Annotated in this window: 16 protein-coding genes; 9 read left to right on the forward strand and 7 right to left on the reverse strand. The window is 41.8% G+C overall.

Annotated features, from left to right (window positions below):
* Window positions 1-55: 55 nt before the first annotated feature.
* Window positions 56-733 carry an ATP-binding protein gene (locus MCG46_RS00205; protein WP_345893091.1) on the forward strand — a complete coding sequence of 226 codons (678 nt, stop codon included), beginning with the start codon at window positions 56-58 and terminating at the stop codon, window positions 731-733.
* Between the two features lie 197 nt (window positions 734-930).
* On the opposite strand, the gene MCG46_RS00210 is transcribed toward MCG46_RS00205, so the two are convergent.
* Genes MCG46_RS00210 through MCG46_RS00225 form a run of 4 tightly spaced genes read right to left on the reverse strand, consistent with a single transcriptional unit; the run spans window position 931 to window position 4,285 of the window.
* On the reverse strand, window positions 931-2,373 hold the full coding sequence (locus tag MCG46_RS00210) for a glycoside hydrolase family 1 protein (RefSeq protein ID WP_240276399.1): 1,443 nt from the start codon (window positions 2,371-2,373) through the stop codon (window positions 931-933).
* Window positions 2,366-2,689 (reverse strand): PTS lactose/cellobiose transporter subunit IIA, encoded by a 324-nt coding sequence (locus tag MCG46_RS00215; RefSeq protein ID WP_240276401.1) that lies wholly within the window; start codon window positions 2,687-2,689, stop codon window positions 2,366-2,368. Before MCG46_RS00215 ends, MCG46_RS00210 begins: the two co-directional genes overlap by 8 nt.
* Window positions 2,676-3,959, reverse strand: a complete 1,284-nt coding sequence (locus MCG46_RS00220; RefSeq protein ID WP_240276403.1) for a PTS sugar transporter subunit IIC — start codon at window positions 3,957-3,959, stop codon at window positions 2,676-2,678. The genes MCG46_RS00215 and MCG46_RS00220 overlap by 14 nt, the downstream gene beginning before the upstream one ends.
* Entirely contained in the window at window positions 3,956-4,285 is a 330-nt protein-coding gene (locus MCG46_RS00225) for a PTS sugar transporter subunit IIB (RefSeq protein ID WP_020226163.1), read from the reverse strand. Before MCG46_RS00225 ends, MCG46_RS00220 begins: the two co-directional genes overlap by 4 nt.
* Before the next feature lie 226 nt (window positions 4,286-4,511).
* Between MCG46_RS00225 and MCG46_RS00230 the strand changes: the two genes are divergently transcribed.
* From MCG46_RS00230 to MCG46_RS00240, 3 genes are all read left to right on the forward strand, one after another.
* Window positions 4,512-6,434 (forward strand): BglG family transcription antiterminator, encoded by a 1,923-nt coding sequence (locus MCG46_RS00230; protein WP_240276405.1) that lies wholly within the window; start codon window positions 4,512-4,514, stop codon window positions 6,432-6,434.
* Window positions 6,435-6,771: 337 nt separating this feature from the next.
* Window positions 6,772-7,869, forward strand: coding sequence for an ATP-binding protein (locus MCG46_RS00235; protein WP_240276407.1), 1,098 nt, complete (start codon window positions 6,772-6,774; stop codon window positions 7,867-7,869).
* Entirely contained in the window at window positions 7,862-8,587 is a 726-nt protein-coding gene (locus MCG46_RS00240; RefSeq protein WP_240276409.1) for a hypothetical protein, read from the forward strand. The genes MCG46_RS00235 and MCG46_RS00240 overlap by 8 nt, the downstream gene beginning before the upstream one ends.
* Window positions 8,588-8,606: 19 nt before the next feature.
* On the opposite strand, the gene MCG46_RS00245 is transcribed toward MCG46_RS00240, so the two are convergent.
* Window positions 8,607-9,191, reverse strand: a complete 585-nt coding sequence (locus MCG46_RS00245) for a hypothetical protein (protein WP_240276411.1) — start codon at window positions 9,189-9,191, stop codon at window positions 8,607-8,609.
* A 183-nt stretch (window positions 9,192-9,374) separates the two neighbouring features.
* Between MCG46_RS00245 and MCG46_RS00250 the strand changes: the two genes are divergently transcribed.
* Window positions 9,375-9,779 carry a hypothetical protein gene (locus MCG46_RS00250; protein WP_240276413.1) on the forward strand — a complete coding sequence of 135 codons (405 nt, stop codon included), beginning with the start codon at window positions 9,375-9,377 and terminating at the stop codon, window positions 9,777-9,779.
* A gap of 133 nt (window positions 9,780-9,912) precedes the next feature.
* The gene (locus MCG46_RS00255) at window positions 9,913-11,193 is read left to right on the forward strand and encodes a hypothetical protein (RefSeq protein WP_240276415.1); all 1,281 of its coding nucleotides are present in this window, start codon (window positions 9,913-9,915) and stop codon (window positions 11,191-11,193) included.
* Between the two features lie 171 nt (window positions 11,194-11,364).
* Here MCG46_RS00255 and MCG46_RS00260 read toward each other — a convergent pair whose 3' ends face one another.
* Window positions 11,365-11,979: a hypothetical protein gene (locus MCG46_RS00260; RefSeq protein WP_240276417.1), complete on the reverse strand. Its 615-nt coding sequence runs from the start codon at window positions 11,977-11,979 to the stop codon at window positions 11,365-11,367.
* A 155-nt stretch (window positions 11,980-12,134) separates the two neighbouring features.
* Window positions 12,135-13,010, reverse strand: a complete 876-nt coding sequence (locus MCG46_RS00265; RefSeq protein WP_240276419.1) for a Cof-type HAD-IIB family hydrolase — start codon at window positions 13,008-13,010, stop codon at window positions 12,135-12,137.
* Window positions 13,011-13,046: 36 nt separating this feature from the next.
* Here MCG46_RS00265 and MCG46_RS00270 point away from each other — a divergent pair, with 36 nt between their 5' ends.
* From MCG46_RS00270 to noc, 3 genes are read left to right on the forward strand one after another with little or no spacing between them, the layout of a single operon-like run.
* Window positions 13,047-13,238, forward strand: coding sequence for a hypothetical protein (locus tag MCG46_RS00270; RefSeq protein WP_240276421.1), 192 nt, complete (start codon window positions 13,047-13,049; stop codon window positions 13,236-13,238).
* Window positions 13,239-13,283: 45 nt separating this feature from the next.
* A complete protein-coding gene (rsmG, locus tag MCG46_RS00275; protein WP_240276431.1) occupies window positions 13,284-13,985 on the forward strand; it encodes a 16S rRNA (guanine(527)-N(7))-methyltransferase RsmG in 702 nt (233 codons plus the stop codon).
* 12 nt (window positions 13,986-13,997) lie between these two features.
* A complete protein-coding gene (noc, locus tag MCG46_RS00280) occupies window positions 13,998-14,771 on the forward strand; it encodes a nucleoid occlusion protein (RefSeq protein ID WP_154239257.1) in 774 nt (257 codons plus the stop codon).
* Window positions 14,772-14,785: the final 14 nt, after the last annotated feature.

Raw genomic sequence — 14,785 nt, forward strand, 5'->3', positions numbered from 1 at the left:
TTTATCTCAGAATGAATTGCTGGAAGAATATATCCGCTTTGGTGGATTTCCAATTGTGGCTTTAGGTGACTATGAAGCTTCTTCAGCCTATCAGATCGTAGAAGACATATATCATACAGTTATTTCTCGGGATATTGTAAAGCGGCGCCGTATTAATAAACAAGATCTTTTTGACCGAGTTGTAAAATTCATCATTGAAAATATGGGGAAAACATTCTCAGCCAACTCGATTTCCCAGTTTTTAAAAAGCGAGCATCGTAAAGTTTCAGTGGAGTCAATCTATAATTATATTCGATGGCTGGAACAAGCTTTTATCATCTATCCTTGTCAACGCTATGATCTTCAAGGAAAAAGCGTTTTGAAAACGCAGGAAAAATATTATCTTGCGGATTGTTCCTTAAAGTATGCACTGCTTGGATATAATCGCAAAATGCTGGATGGCGTCTTAGAAAATATTGTTTTCTTGGAGCTTAAACGAAGAGGCTATGATGTGTTTGTTGGTAAAAATGGAACAAAAGAAATTGATTTTATTGCGTTCCGCCGCGATGAAAAAATTTATGTTCAGGTCTGCGTACAACTTCCGGAAAATTCTGATCATGAAATAGACAATTTAATGGAGATACGGGATCACTATCCGAAATTTGTAGTCACCATGAATCCTTTGGATACGGGGATCGAAAATGGAATTCGAATTGTTCATTTGAAAGATTTTTTATTAGAAGACATAAAGTAGAGAACAGAGAATCAATCGACATTTCGATGGAATATCCATTGATCAGTTAAGGAAATGAAATCGAGTTGAAATAAAGCTTTTTCTCTGCGCATACAAAGAATTAAAAATCGCTTAAATTTTGAAAAAGAAGATCGGAATTCGATCTTCTTTTGACTATATCTACTTATGACAAAGTGTTGCAGTCTTTCAATTGGAAGCTAAAGATTTTTCCCATTCTCTTTTATGATTTGGGCATACCACTGTGCAGATTTTTTAGGACAGCGGCGAAGTGTACCTTTTCCTTCATCATCCTGATCAACGTAAATTAAACCGTAGCGTTTACGCATTTCTCCGGTTGTAGCTGAAATCACATCAAAACAAGACCACAGACAATAGCCGATACAGTGAACTTGATCTTCGATCAGGGCTTGTTTTAATGCTTGGAGATGAGCTTTTAAGTAGGCAATTCGCTGATCATCTTCAATGGGTTCAATGCCAGAAAGTTTCTCTTCTAATCCAATCCCATTTTCGGTGATCAGAATTGGCAGCTGGTAACGGCGATCGAAGAGATTCAGGGCGTATCGGAGTCCTGTGGGATCAATCTGCCACCCCCATTTGGTTTCCGGAAGCTTTGGATTTTTACCACCTTTAAAATGATTCCCTTGAGGATACTGACTTTCATCTAACATGCAGACTGTGGATGAATAATAATTGAAGGCTACGAAATCTAATTTGCCTTGTTGGAAAACGCATTCATCTTCCGGCTGAATATCCAAAGTCAAGCCTCGATTTGCAAGCTGTCTTCGTTTATAATCAGGGAATTTTCCGCGGCATAAAGTATCAGCAATATATAGATCACTCTCAAGGCACTGCAGACTCTTCAATGCTGTTTCTGGCTGACAATCGAAAGCATAGCTGGGATGCAGAGCCAGTACACAGCCCACTTGATTCTGCGGATCAATATCATGAGCCAGCTTCACAGCTTTTGCTGTGGCCAGCATCATATAATAAGAACTCTGTGCGGCAATCTGAGAAATATTCTCTTCACGATCATAACGGATACCGGAAACACGGTAGGCAGAGGCCATTGCGGCCTCAGACGTATTCTCGTTATGATTGATTTCATTGAAGGTTAACCAGCGGGTGACCTGGCCTTTGAATTCGGTAAATAAAGTTTGGCAGTAATGCAGGTAGAAGTCAATCATCTCCCGGTTTTTCCAGGCTCCGTAATTCTGAGCCAGAAATAGAGGAATCTCAAAATGACTGATCGTGATTATTGGCTCAATGTGATGCGCAAGCAGCGCATCGATTAATGCATGATAATATTTTAATCCTTCTGGGTTCGGTGTGGCTTCAATTCCCTTTGGATAAATACGTGTCCAATCAATTGAAAGCCGCAGACATTTCAATCCCATTTCAGCAAGGAGCTTCACATCCTGAGGCCATTGGTGATAAAAATCAATTCCCAGATGAGATGGATAATGAACATGCGGCAAAACAGAATCATCAAGCTGCCGGGCTTTGCCTATCCCGCCAAGACGCGCAACATCAGCGGTGCTGATTCCTTTTCCCCCTTCATTCCAAGCCCCTTCACATTGATGCGCAGCTAATGCACATCCCCATAAAAAATCATCAGGAAACTGAGAATAAAAATCATTCATGATTTTTACCTTGCAGGAAATCTTTTAACTTTAACAGATTGACGGTTGTGTGGTATTCACTGTAAATACTCATCAACGTGTCCTGTGCATGGGAGAAAAGCAAGGTAGAGGCAAAGTTTTCTTCATGGATTGTCCTCTGCAACACCTCTGTCTGTAATTTGTGAGCTTCGGTAATTTCTTTTTTTGCTTCTTTTAATAAACTTTCTGCATTTCCATCTAGCTGATCAAAAATGGAATTCAAAATGGTTCTGCCATTGCCTGCGTGCAGAATAATCTGCATGGCTGTGGTATTAAGCTCTTCGCTACTGTATTTCATGGGCTAACCTCTCCTTTTCAATCACTTCTGTTTTGCATTCCAGGTTTTGATTTTCTTCTTCGCAGCATTGTCGATCATAGATTTTAAAGAAAGGATAATAAACAATCCAGGAAATGCCGAAGTTAACAAGCGTAAGAAGAGCGCCGGCGATGGATTTTGTCGCAAAGAAGGCAACAATCGGCTGCGGCATAAAGCCGAAATCCCAAGGCGCAGCCGGGATTGGCACCCAACCAGCCTGCAGCGTCAGGTAGACAACGATTGGACAAATTAGCTGACAGATCCACATCGGAATCATGAGAATCGGATTAAAGGCAACCGGAATCCCGAAGATCAAAGGTTCATTGATGTTGCACAGGGACGGAAGAAAAGTAGATTTCCCGATCAGGCGCAAACGTTTTGACTTGGCAAGAAATGCGATCATAATGGCTAGAGATAAGGTTACGCCAGATCCACCCACCATGAATAGCCGCACCGTTTCCTTTAAGAAAATATTGGTTGGGGCTGCGCCGGCAGCCACCAGTGCCATGTTGTCGCCCATGCCTTTCAGCATGATGGTTTGCGTTATCGGCGCCAGAACCCAGGCGGAAATGCCAAAGGAATAAAGAAAACCATAAGCGATGAAGCTGAGGAAAACAAATCCCCAGAAAGATTGACCAATCGCTACGAAAGGCTGAAAGAGCGAAGCGATCGTCTCAAAGATATCAATCTGAAGCTGAAAGGTAAACAACCAGCCAACCATCAGAATCAAAGTAATGGGAATCAGAGTATCGAACCAGACTGTAATAAAATCAGGAATCGGGGTGTCCTCTGAAAAGAATGAATGTGAGGCAAACAGGTTCATGACAGCCCCAGTAAACAAACCGGAAATCAGCGCTGCAATCATGCCGCTGGAACCCAGTTTGGCGAAGGTTAGGGTCATATTTCCTTCTACAAACAAAGGATTTACAACCATGAGGAAGAAAGCAATGCCAGCTAAACCTGCTTGTTTTGCGGTTTTGGAATGATGCTTTTTGATCATGACGGTATTGGGAATCAGATAAGCTAAAAATAAGGAAAGAAGCCCAAAAGAAAAACTGGACAATAAGGTGAAATCCGGGAATCCCGGAATGAAGGACTGAAAAATGGTTAAGATGGTGACTAGGGAACCGATTAAAATCACCGGCATTGTTGTTAGGATCGAATCCTGAATCGAAGCAATCCATGGATTTTTGGCGATCTTGTTCATTCGTGGGGCAAAGCTCTCGGTCATCCATTGCATAAAATGATTCATGAGTTGACTCCTTTCTTTTCTTCTTTGAGGCAGTCTAAAGCAAAATGGAGTACAGCCTTACCATCCAGCGCTCCATAAGCACGATCATCGATGATCCGAACAGGGACATGGTAAGGGGCAGCGATCTGATTCAGGTCATTCAACATATAACGTAAATGCGGACCGACGAGCAAAAGGTCAATCGAGTCAATATATTCTTCGATTTCAGAATCACTTCGAGCCTTGACGTTGATTTCCAGATTTTCTTCTTTGGCAGCTTTGCGGATATTTTTGGCCATAAATCCACTGGACGCTCCTGTACCACAAACCAATAAAAGATTAAACATCATTTTCCTCCTTCATCTTTTCAAGTTTAGATTTTGTTTTCAGGCAATCGGCCGATTGCAGAATGAAACTTGAGAAGCTTGGATTCTTTTCAAGTTCAAGCATACTTTAAATTATTTTGTAAAAGATTACAAATAGCTTAAGTTCCTGGGATTAGGAACTACTTTTGTTTTATTTATTGAACGGTTTTATTTATACTTAAAGGCAGAGGAAGGTGGGAAAGCGACAATGAAGGAATCACGGTCATCCCAGATGTTGGAATTACTGAAAAGCAAATCAGATAGTTGGGTTTCAGCAGCAACTTTGGCTGGTTTATTGGGCGTATCCACGCGTCAAATCCGCAAATATGTTGCGGCAGTCAATGACAGCTTGTCTGTTCCAGTCATTCTTTCCAGCGATAAGGGGTATCAGCTTTGTCAAAAAGCTTATCGAAACTATCAGCTAACAAAACGTCAGCGGATAGATACACCTTCAGCCCGTCAGAATTATTTGCTTCAGGAATTGCTGATCAATGAAGAACTTCTTATTTATGATGTAGCGGATACACTTTATGTCAGCATGACAACGATTGAAAATGATCTGAGGCTGCTTAAAGAGAAGCTGAAAGTGATTTCTTTGGATCTGGTTCGTTCCCAAAATACAGTGCGGATATACGGAGAAGAAACAGATAAGCGCAAATTAATGAGTCAGCTGATCAGTCAAGCAATAGGTAATCATTTTGTCTTTAACGAGGAAATTGACTTGCTGACATTTCATTATCAAATCTGGGGATTCCGATCAGCAATTCGTAATATTTTTGATGAATGTGGCATCTTTACCAATGATTATGCTTTAAATGTGATAACCTTGCATCTTATCATTATGATTGATCGTGTCCGCAGTGGACATCCATTGCAAGAGCATGTTGATTTAAAAAAGGTTGAAACGCAGCCGGGATATCAGGCGGCAGCAGCGATTGCTGTCTATCTGTTTCGGGAGTTTAATAAAGAGCTCAATGCCGCGGAGCTGCATCATCTGACATTGGTTATTACCAACAATACGACACAGATTGATCATGAAAAAATCAATGCCCAAAACATTCAGAATTTCATTGAGCAGCGTTATATTGAACAAGCACAGAAGGCAGTAAAACAGGTTGAGGATCATTATTGCTTAGAACCCTTTTCTGAGGACTTCATTGCCAAGTTTGCGATTCATATTCAAAACTTGTTTTTCCGTGCGGAACATCACTATCAGATTAATAATCCGCTGACAGATGAAATCAAACTCTCCTATCCGCTGATCTATGACATTTCAGTCAGTATTGCGCAGTATTTAAGCAAGACCGCTCAGCTTGAAATCAATGAACATGAAATTGCTTATATTGCTTTGCACATTGGTTCTTACTTTGAAAGCAATGGAAAAGGCAAAATGAAAGTCAGCTGCTGTTTTGTCTATGCTGACTATTATGCTCAATATATCCAGATTATCAATAAAATACGCAGTCAGTTTGATGATCAGCTGATCATTCAATCTGCGGTATCAATTAATGATTTTGATCCCAGCCGACATCCTGCAGAATTAACACTTTCGATGACTGAATTGCCAGGAGTTCCTGATGCCTTGGTTTTGCATCCTTTTTTAACTGCAGGAGATATGACAGCGCTAAGTGATCGGCTGGATAAAATGATTAAGCAGAAACAGGGAGAGTTGTTAAAAAGTCAGCTGATGGAATTCTTTGATGCACGATTATTTTATAATGAAGTTCCCAAAATGCCAAAAGCTGAACTATTGAAACGAATGTGCAAAGATTTAGAACACCTTGGTTATGGTTCCAGTCATTTTTATACCGAGGTAATGGCCCGCGAAAAGATGTCGAGTACTGCTTATAATTTAGTAGCGATTCCTCACACCCTTTCCAAGGATATTCAGCATAATTTTATTTTTATTGCCATCAACGAAGCAGGTATGAAGTGGGATTCAAAAACAGTTTATATTGTAGCCTTGCTAGGAATTAGCGAAAAATCCCGACGATTGTTTTCTGAAATTTTTGATCAGCTTGTGGAGATTTTCAGCGAATCGCAGGCGGTCATGGATTTAGCAGCCTCCAAGGATTTCAAGCAGTTTATCCATAAACTTTGTTTAAAAATGAATCATGGTATGGAGGAATAGAATTACAAATAGGTTGAAGGCAGAGAAGACAGAGCTATATTTAATTTGTTAAAACTAAAAAATCGAAGTTGAGCTTTTGGGACAAGCTTTATTATTTAACAAGAAAAAACAATCAGATTTCCTTAGCGTTTTAGTGAAATCTAACGTTCACTGTCTTTTGAGTCATTGAATAGGAAGAACTCTTCCGAAATATTGTTAAATAATTCAGTTTTCTGATAGTATGTCCTCAGTTTTGTGGTGCTGTAATTTAATTACAGAAGATCCGTAATTAAATTACGGGAATTGTTGATTCGATTCTTCAACATGAGTATAATACTAGTGAAGGAAGGTGAACACAATGTTAAAGCTGTTCGAGGTCACAGGTTTTAAAAACTTTGAAAATACCATTCAGTTGGATTTTTCTGACATCCGTGATTACAAATTCAACAATTCTTGTGTTGCCAAGGGTTTGCTCAGCAAGTTGATCATTTATGGTAAAAACTCTGTTGGTAAGTCCAATTTGGGTCTGGCTCTTTTTGATATTGTTTCTCACCTTACAACAAACAATGTGACGCCGGGCTTGTATGATTATTATTTGAATGTCAACAACAAGGCTGGTTACGCTGAGTTTCATTATGTTTTTACATTTGACAGCGGTGAGGTGGATTATCGATACCGTAAGAATGACAAGCAGACGCTTGTTTACGAATCCGTTGCCATTGATAACAAGCGGATTTTCACTTACGATTACGAAGATATGCGCGGCGATTTGGCTGGCCTTGAGGCCTTGACCACGACGTTGAATCTCTCCTTTCGTGGTACGGATTCTATTCTGAAATATGTCATTGCCAATACGGCTCTTGCAGAGAATCATCCGCTTTATCAGATGCAGGGATTTGTATCTCATATGCTCTGGTTCCGCAGTTTGGATGAGAATTGCTACATTGGTTATAAGTCAAATAGCAAAGATTATTTTGATTTTATCTTTGAAGGGAATCGGGTGAAAGAGCTGGAGTCTTTTCTGCACAAAGCGGGACTTCAGGAAAATTTGATCGCTAAAAAGGATACTGACGGAATAAAACGTTTATATTTTGATACGAATAAACCATTGCCGTTTTTTAAGGCGGCGTCCAGCGGCACAAAAGCCCTTTACACATTTTTTTATTGGAACAAGACTGCTACAGATGTCTCCTTGATGTTTATTGATGAATTTGATGCTTTTTATCATTATGAACTGGCTGAAACACTGGTTCAACTTTTAGAGCAACAGCCGGATTTTCAGGTTGTGCTCACTTCCCACAATACAAACCTGCTTTCTAATCGCATTATGCGTCCAGACTGCTACTTCATTCTGACTAGGGATGGACTTACATCCTTTGCCAATGCTACGGATCGGGAGCTTCGTGAAGGTCACAATCTGGAGAAACTCTATATGAGTGGTGAATTTAATGGCTGAAAAGAGGCGAAAAATTCTGGTGTTAGTGGAAGGAGCAAAGACAGACGTTGCTTTAATGGAACGCTTGTTCTCTATTTACCAGATTGATTTCAAATATGAGATTGTTTCTTACTGTACGAATATCTACACGTTGTATAAAGAGATGTTTGAGGACAACGATCCTGATGATATGGACTTGCTTCAGCTGCTCAAATCGCGTGAACCTGATCTAGTGAAAAAGACATTGTTTGACGAATCCTATTCTGATATTCTTTTGATTTTTGATCTTGATCCGCATGATTTTGGATTTGCCCCAGAGAAGATCCGTCACATGGCGAAGTACTTTGTGGAATCGTCTGATGTGGGAAAGCTTTATATCAATTACCCAATGGTTGAAGCCTTTTATCACATGACTTCCATTCCGGATCTGAACTTTAACACTTACTATGCGACACTGAATGAACTAAGTGCAGGAACGTATAAGGCGCGTGTAAACAAGGAAAACCGAAATCATGATTATCGTAAATTTGCCGCAACAAAAGAAGAGTGCAATATTGTTATCAGGCAAAATATAAGCAAGGCATGGTTTGTCGTTGGTGATCCAGAGGATGATATGCCTCCCTCACAGGCAGAGATACTCAATACCCAATTAAATTCCATTCAAGACGAAAACCGCGTTGCCGTGCTCAGCACTTGCGCATTTTTTATTCAAGAGTATAATCCAAAATTAATACGTTAATTTATATAAAAATCTAACATTATTTTACTAAGCGATTAAACATAGCTTCCACAGCAGGCAAAACATGCTCAAGCATAAAATCAGGACAACGGACTGCGATTTCCAAAGTGTCTGTCTGTAATGTCCAGATATGATAGAATTGAATCTTTGAGGATGGATTGTTAGCCAGTTCATTTTGTTGAAACCAGCGGACATTGTTATTTTGTCGGATTAATTCTTTTTCAAGTTCATCGGACACGAACGCGAACTGGCAGCTAGGAACGATGTCACGCTGCTGCTCCAGCACACTAAAATAATACGAAAATCCATGATCATCAAGGTTGACCCAATAATCAGAAATCTGACTGATCGGCTCAGAAAAAATTGCTAATCCTGGAAGATAAGACTTCACTTGCAACTGAGAGTTTAAAATTTTATATTCACTGTCAAAGACAAACTGTCGGTTAAGATTCAGGAACAGCAGCGGTTTTTCATCCACGCTTAACCAGGTACAGGGATGTTGAGAGGAGGAAAGTTGAACGCGCTTTATGTGTATGCTGCGATACACTAAGAAAAATAGGCAGAGAACAAGTAATGCAAGAATTCCTATTTTTCTTTTCGTCATGATCTTCACCTGCCTGAAAGGATTGGACTTTCCTTCATTTTATCAGCACCTGTGGAAAAGGGGTAGCGTTGATATCGAAATAGAACACAAAAATACTGTTCTTGTTCAGGTTTAGTAAACTCGGAAACTTATTGTTGAGCTTTTGGGGAAGGCTATCTATACTGAACATGAGAGGTGATCATCATGATTGAAACATTTCGGATTAAGACGAGTTTGGATGAATTTGAACGGATCGTATTGCTCTACAAAGATGAAACCAACAATGTTTTTATCGGACATTCCTTTTATTATGGCGGACGTGACGGTTCAGAATATTTGTTGTTTCTATACAAGGAACCGCTGCCGAAGAAAGATCTGTTAGCGGGATGGAATGCGCTTGATGAAACATCCTGTTACATTACCATTGTCGGAGTTCATGATCATCGTATCGCAGTTGAGGATTTCCTGGTTTGTCACAATCCGCAGCTGACATGGGAAGATGTGATCTACATTCCAACAGAGGATTTTATGGAAATGAATCAGATTTATTCGCAACTGGATCTGAAAGCAGGCTGCGCCTATGCTTTTGTTATCAGAAAAAATGCGTAATTGAAGAAAATAAAGAAGAGAGAATCGAACGTCTTCAACGGGATACGGAGGGAGAAGACTGCGGTTCTCTTTTGTTTTGGCAGACTGTAGGGCGTTAGGAATATGCTATAATGAGAAAAAGGAGGTGCCGGTCATGAGTATCCGATTAGCATTTGAGACTCATATCCAGGATCTGAATGAAGCAAAAGAAGAAATCCAGGAATTAGCGGAACAGAGAAATTTTCAGGCCTTTCCCGACGAACAGGGAATCAGCGTTATGTTTTGTCCGCTTGGGATAATGGAAATTCAGTTTGAGCAGGAAGACGGACTTCAATGGAAAATGGAAGGGGAGTGCATAACGACCCCTGCAGGCCCAGGGCTGCATAAAGCAGCAGCGGATTTTGTTGAAACACTGGCGGATCGGCTTGATCTGGAACTTGTGTTTGAAGATGAAGCTGAATATATGGTTTATCACGATTATAAGAAAATGCTGGAGGATCACTTTTATGCCTGGCTGGAAATGTTGACAGAGATTCCTGTTCATCAGCTGGAAGAAGAGGAATACACGAGTTTGTGTCTGTGCTGGGATTTAAATAATTATATGCCGAGAGAAATTCCCGGCACGGTTATTACGCATATGGGACGTTTTTCGATGCGGCAGCTGGCCGAGATGTTGGAGGATGAAGCTGTTGAAGCTTTCGCAGAGGATTTCTTCATTTGGAAAAATCCGCTCAAGGACGCCCTGTATTATCGAAACTGTGCATTGAATGAACTGTGGGAACAATGTTATTTTGTCCCATCTTCCCGCAGCGAACTTGACCGACAGACTAACAGTTTTATTTTCTCGCATTTGGAACAAGCGCTGATGATGGACAGGTCGCTTCCTTTTCCAATCGAGGCTTATTATAAACTCTGTCAGCTGGATGGCCGTGATCCGCTGGATCTAACAGGCGTGCCTAAATTAAAATACGATACGCTGATCGGATATCGCCGGGATCAGATTACCCAAGATTTTGGGAATGTAAAACTGACATTGCCTGGGAAATACAAATATGAATATGAAAAATTAGAGAACGGCGGACTTAATCTTTGGACAGATGATAGTGATCCGCATTGTCCCGTCTGGCAGGTCGGCGGTTATTCCTGTAAAGAGGGAAAGGCCGTCTATTTTGAAAAGAGCTTTGAAGAGGTCTGTGAGCTTCATCAATTTGAAGCGGGAGAAGGTCAATGCCGCTATGGATGGAAAAAGCGGGAGGCCAATGAACCTGCGGCATTAATTGCCCAAGTTGTCTGCGGAGATCAGCTTACTTTAATCACGATTACCTTCCCTGATGATTGTCAGCGCGATGCAGCAGTTGAGCTGCTTCACCAAATTAAAGCTTATTTGCCTAAAGCAGAGTATCGTCAGCAGCGAACTTATACTACGTCAAAATAAAACTCAGCGAAAGCTGAGCTTTATTGTATAAATTAAAGGACTGATTTCGAACAAAAATAGAACTGATTTATCGATACTTAATAGAAATGCCTTTAATTAAAAGAAAATACGAATTTGATCTGCCTGTATGGCAGAAATAAAAAACTATAAATTAAAGATAAAATAATGCCTTTATTTGAATGTGACCGTGATCAATACTGCCCGATCTGCATCCACCTGTTCTGGATGATCCAGCGCAAGCGCCAGATCGTTGATCGACATGGAGGTTCTGCCTTCAGCACCCGCATCTTTTTCCAGAATTAAAAGCAGGGGAATCGGCTGATTGAGGGCAACTTCGATTTTCTCTTCTAACCGATCTTGGCCGCGCATTCCCCATTCAGATTTAAAATAAGCGTCTTCCTGGCTGTCATTTCCAATCGCTGTTGTTGAGGAAACGCCGTCGCAGGACCAGGAGAAGCTGGACTGATCCGGCAAAAGCTGAATCATCAAGAGTTTATCGGTGTGATCGAGAATCCCGTTCATGCCGTTGCCGCCATTATCCTGCCACTGATGATTTTCATCCAAGATCCAGTTTTGCACAGAAATTCCATCTACTGAATCATCGATATGCAGATCAAAGAAATAAGTGGAGGAACCCTGCGGCATCAGCTGAAGCAGCTTTTCCGTATCGGCAGATACAGAATGCGGTGCGACAGCTAAAGTCTTTGTGGGAGCAGGAGTGGATTGACAGCCCGCAAGCAGCAGTGCTAAAGCCAGAAAAGCAAATCGGTGTGTTTTCTTTTTCATGGGTAGACCTTTGATATCAATCCATGAGGAAAGTTTCAGTCATGGAGCGATATATCCTTTCTTTTTTAATCCTTTAAAAAACGGAAAACAATGTTTGAGAGAATCCTGAAGAATTCCCAAGCCCTAGCTAGGATGATTAGATAAACGGATGCGGTTCAGCGATGACGATACGCCGCAGGGAAGTTCATTTTATCCAAACTAGATTTTGAAAAACAAGCGGCATTATAAGCCAGGCAGGCATCAATCAAATCGGAAACGGAGTCCATCGTATAAGGAACCTGTTCCTTGATCGCCGGCCGAGCTGAACTCATCGCAAAACCATAGGGAATACTTAGCAGCATATCCAAATCATTTTGTTCATCGCCAATGGCTACGACCTGATCTGTATCCAAACCTAAGCGATCAAGGATTGTCAAAAGCGCCCGGCCTTTACTGCAGCCTTCGCAGCTCATTTCAACAAGATCCAGACCACTGCTGGTTACGGCCAGCCGACCTTTAAAATGCTGGCTAAAATAATCTAGGAAAAAGGCCTGACGTGCCGGATCTTTGAGTACCATGAAGATTTTGTTTGGATAATCAGTCTGATCGGAAGCCAGATAGTCACGAACCTGCTGAAGATAGAGATCGTCAGGAAAACGCTGCTGAATCAAACTGTTCGCTTGAAAAGTGATGCGCTCCTCAATATCGATATCCAGGACGAAATCCAATTCATCGCGAAACGGTTCGCACAGATCGCAAAGCTCGCTGAGCTCCGGCGGCATGATTTCACGATTCCACAACACTTCTTTATCCACAATAACTTTCGCGCCATTGCAGGCAAGGATATCGCAGTCAATCTGATAGTTTTTGAAGATTTCCTGTTTTGTGCAGGCCCGTCTTCCGGTAGCGATTAAAAAACGGTTGCCCGCTTCGGTCCAGCGGCGGATAGCGGCTTGATTCATTGCTGAAATTTGGCCTGGATGCTGAAGATCGTCATACAACGTACCGTCCAGGTCGCTGGCAAGCAATCGGATTGGTTTGCAGTCTGTCATAGCCATACCTCATTCTTTATCAAAAGTATAGCATAGATGTACAGGAAACAAATCAGAAAAAGTGAAGAAGCGCTGGGCCAAGACGAGCATAAAATTGAATACAGGGTAAAAGAATTATCAAAGACTGCAAAAAGCAGATGTAAAAACGTGACTTGTGTTTCAAAAGAAAGCGAAAACAAGATGATGAAAAACAATGAAACATCAATTTCCTGGGAAGAAGTGCTTTAGAACAGATGAGAATTTTGCTATAATAACCCATGCGGAGGATGCAGTATGAAATGGGAAGAATTTGTTGAAGCCTGTCGCCAGAAAGAAATCGATTGTTCCGCAAAACAACAGGAACAATTTGTACGCTATGCACAGCTGCTTCAAGAGTGGAATGAAAAAATGAATCTTACTGCGATCACGGAATGGGAGGAAGTGCTGGAAAAGCATTTCTATGATTCCTTAGTGCCTTTTGCCGGTATGACGCTGGATGGGGCTCATCTGTGCGATGTCGGCGCCGGGGCCGGATTTCCTTCCCTGCCGTTAAAAATTATGAATCCTCAACTGAAGATCACAATTTTGGAACCGCTGAATAAGCGGGTTGTTTTTCTCAAGGAAGTATGTCAGCAGCTTCAGCTCGATCAGGTTGAATGTCTGAATGTACGTGCTGAAGATTATGCCAGAGAACACCGTGAGGCGTTTGATTTGGTCACTGCGCGGGCAGTTGCCAATCTGCGTGTGTTGTCAGAGCTGTGTTTGCCTTTGGTAAAAAAGAACGGAAAATTTATCGCAATGAAGGGGGCGGCTGGATTTGAGGAACAGATCCAGGCAGAAAAAGCGACGAAAATTCTGGGAGCGGAATTGGAAAAGGCCGAGGAAGTCCATCTGCAGGATGGTTCCACACGGGTCAATCTGACCTATCGGAAGGTGAAAGCCACGCCGCCGCAGTATCCGCGTGCCTATGCGAAAATCAAGAAGAATCCGTTGTAAAGGAGTGTTTTTATGAGAGAAGTCCGGGAAATATCGATTGAACAGATTCATCCCAACCGCCACCAGCCGCGGCTGGAATTTAACGAAGAAGCTTTGATGGAACTGGCACAGTCCATTCGTGAAAATGGATTGATCCAGCCGATTACCGTGCGTGAGGATGAGGAAGGTTACGAAATCATTGCGGGAGAGCGCCGGTATAAAGCCTGTATTTTAGCGGGATACAGCGAAGTGCCGTGCAATGTCATGAGTGCAGATGAGCAGAAGCTGGCTGAGCTGGCCTTAGTCGAGAACATTCAGCGGGAAAACCTGACTTCGATCGAGGAAGCCAAGGCATATATTCAGATTATGCGCTCCGCGGGCATGACGCAGGAAGAGCTGGCTTCCAAAATGGGAAAATCTCAGTCAACGATTGCCAACAAGGTTCGATTATTGAATCTGCCGGATGAAATCCAGGAAGGCATTTCTTCCCGTAAGATCACCGAGCGCCATGCGCGGGCACTGCTTTCGGTGGAACCGGAGAAACAGCAGGAAGTCTATGAAAAAATTGTAAAGAAGGGCATGAATGTTCGCCAGGCAGAACAGCTGATCACCAGTCTGAAAGAAGCCCCGCAGGCGAAGCCGGAAGCCAAGAAACCTGTTTTCAAAGGCTTTGCCCGAAATATTAAAATTGCAGTGAACACCATCTACCAGGCTGTGGAGATGGTTCGCCGAACTGGAATCGCTATTGAAACCGAGGAAGCGGAAACGGACAAGGACGTTCGGATTATCATTAAATTTCCAAGATAAAAGGATGTGAAGAA

It is taken from the genome of Holdemania massiliensis (assembly GCF_022440805.1).
Classification (GTDB): domain Bacteria; phylum Bacillota_I; class Bacilli_A; order Erysipelotrichales; family Erysipelotrichaceae; genus Holdemania; species Holdemania massiliensis_A.

Bases quoted from the DNA above. Each gene is read 5' to 3' on its own strand.
- MCG46_RS00210 (WP_240276399.1), bottom strand. From the start codon at position 2,373: ATGAATGATTTTTATTCTCAGTTTCCTGATGATTTTTTATGGGGATGT.
- MCG46_RS00215 (WP_240276401.1), bottom strand. From the start codon at position 2,689: ATGAAATACAGTAGCGAAGAGCTTAATACCACAGCCATGCAGATTATT.
- MCG46_RS00220 (WP_240276403.1), bottom strand. From the start codon at position 3,959: ATGAATCATTTTATGCAATGGATGACCGAGAGCTTTGCCCCACGAATG.
- MCG46_RS00225 (WP_020226163.1), bottom strand. From the start codon at position 4,285: ATGTTTAATCTTTTATTGGTTTGTGGTACAGGAGCGTCCAGTGGATTT.
- MCG46_RS00230 (WP_240276405.1), top strand. From the start codon at position 4,512: ATGAAGGAATCACGGTCATCCCAGATGTTGGAATTACTGAAAAGCAAA.
- MCG46_RS00235 (WP_240276407.1), top strand. From the start codon at position 6,772: ATGTTAAAGCTGTTCGAGGTCACAGGTTTTAAAAACTTTGAAAATACC.
- MCG46_RS00240 (WP_240276409.1), top strand. From the start codon at position 7,862: ATGGCTGAAAAGAGGCGAAAAATTCTGGTGTTAGTGGAAGGAGCAAAG.
- MCG46_RS00245 (WP_240276411.1), bottom strand. From the start codon at position 9,191: ATGACGAAAAGAAAAATAGGAATTCTTGCATTACTTGTTCTCTGCCTA.
- MCG46_RS00250 (WP_240276413.1), top strand. From the start codon at position 9,375: ATGATTGAAACATTTCGGATTAAGACGAGTTTGGATGAATTTGAACGG.
- MCG46_RS00255 (WP_240276415.1), top strand. From the start codon at position 9,913: ATGAGTATCCGATTAGCATTTGAGACTCATATCCAGGATCTGAATGAA.
- MCG46_RS00260 (WP_240276417.1), bottom strand. From the start codon at position 11,979: ATGAAAAAGAAAACACACCGATTTGCTTTTCTGGCTTTAGCACTGCTG.
- MCG46_RS00265 (WP_240276419.1), bottom strand. From the start codon at position 13,010: ATGACAGACTGCAAACCAATCCGATTGCTTGCCAGCGACCTGGACGGT.
- MCG46_RS00270 (WP_240276421.1), top strand. From the start codon at position 13,047: ATGTACAGGAAACAAATCAGAAAAAGTGAAGAAGCGCTGGGCCAAGAC.
- rsmG (WP_240276431.1), top strand. From the start codon at position 13,284: ATGAAATGGGAAGAATTTGTTGAAGCCTGTCGCCAGAAAGAAATCGAT.
- noc (WP_154239257.1), top strand. From the start codon at position 13,998: ATGAGAGAAGTCCGGGAAATATCGATTGAACAGATTCATCCCAACCGC.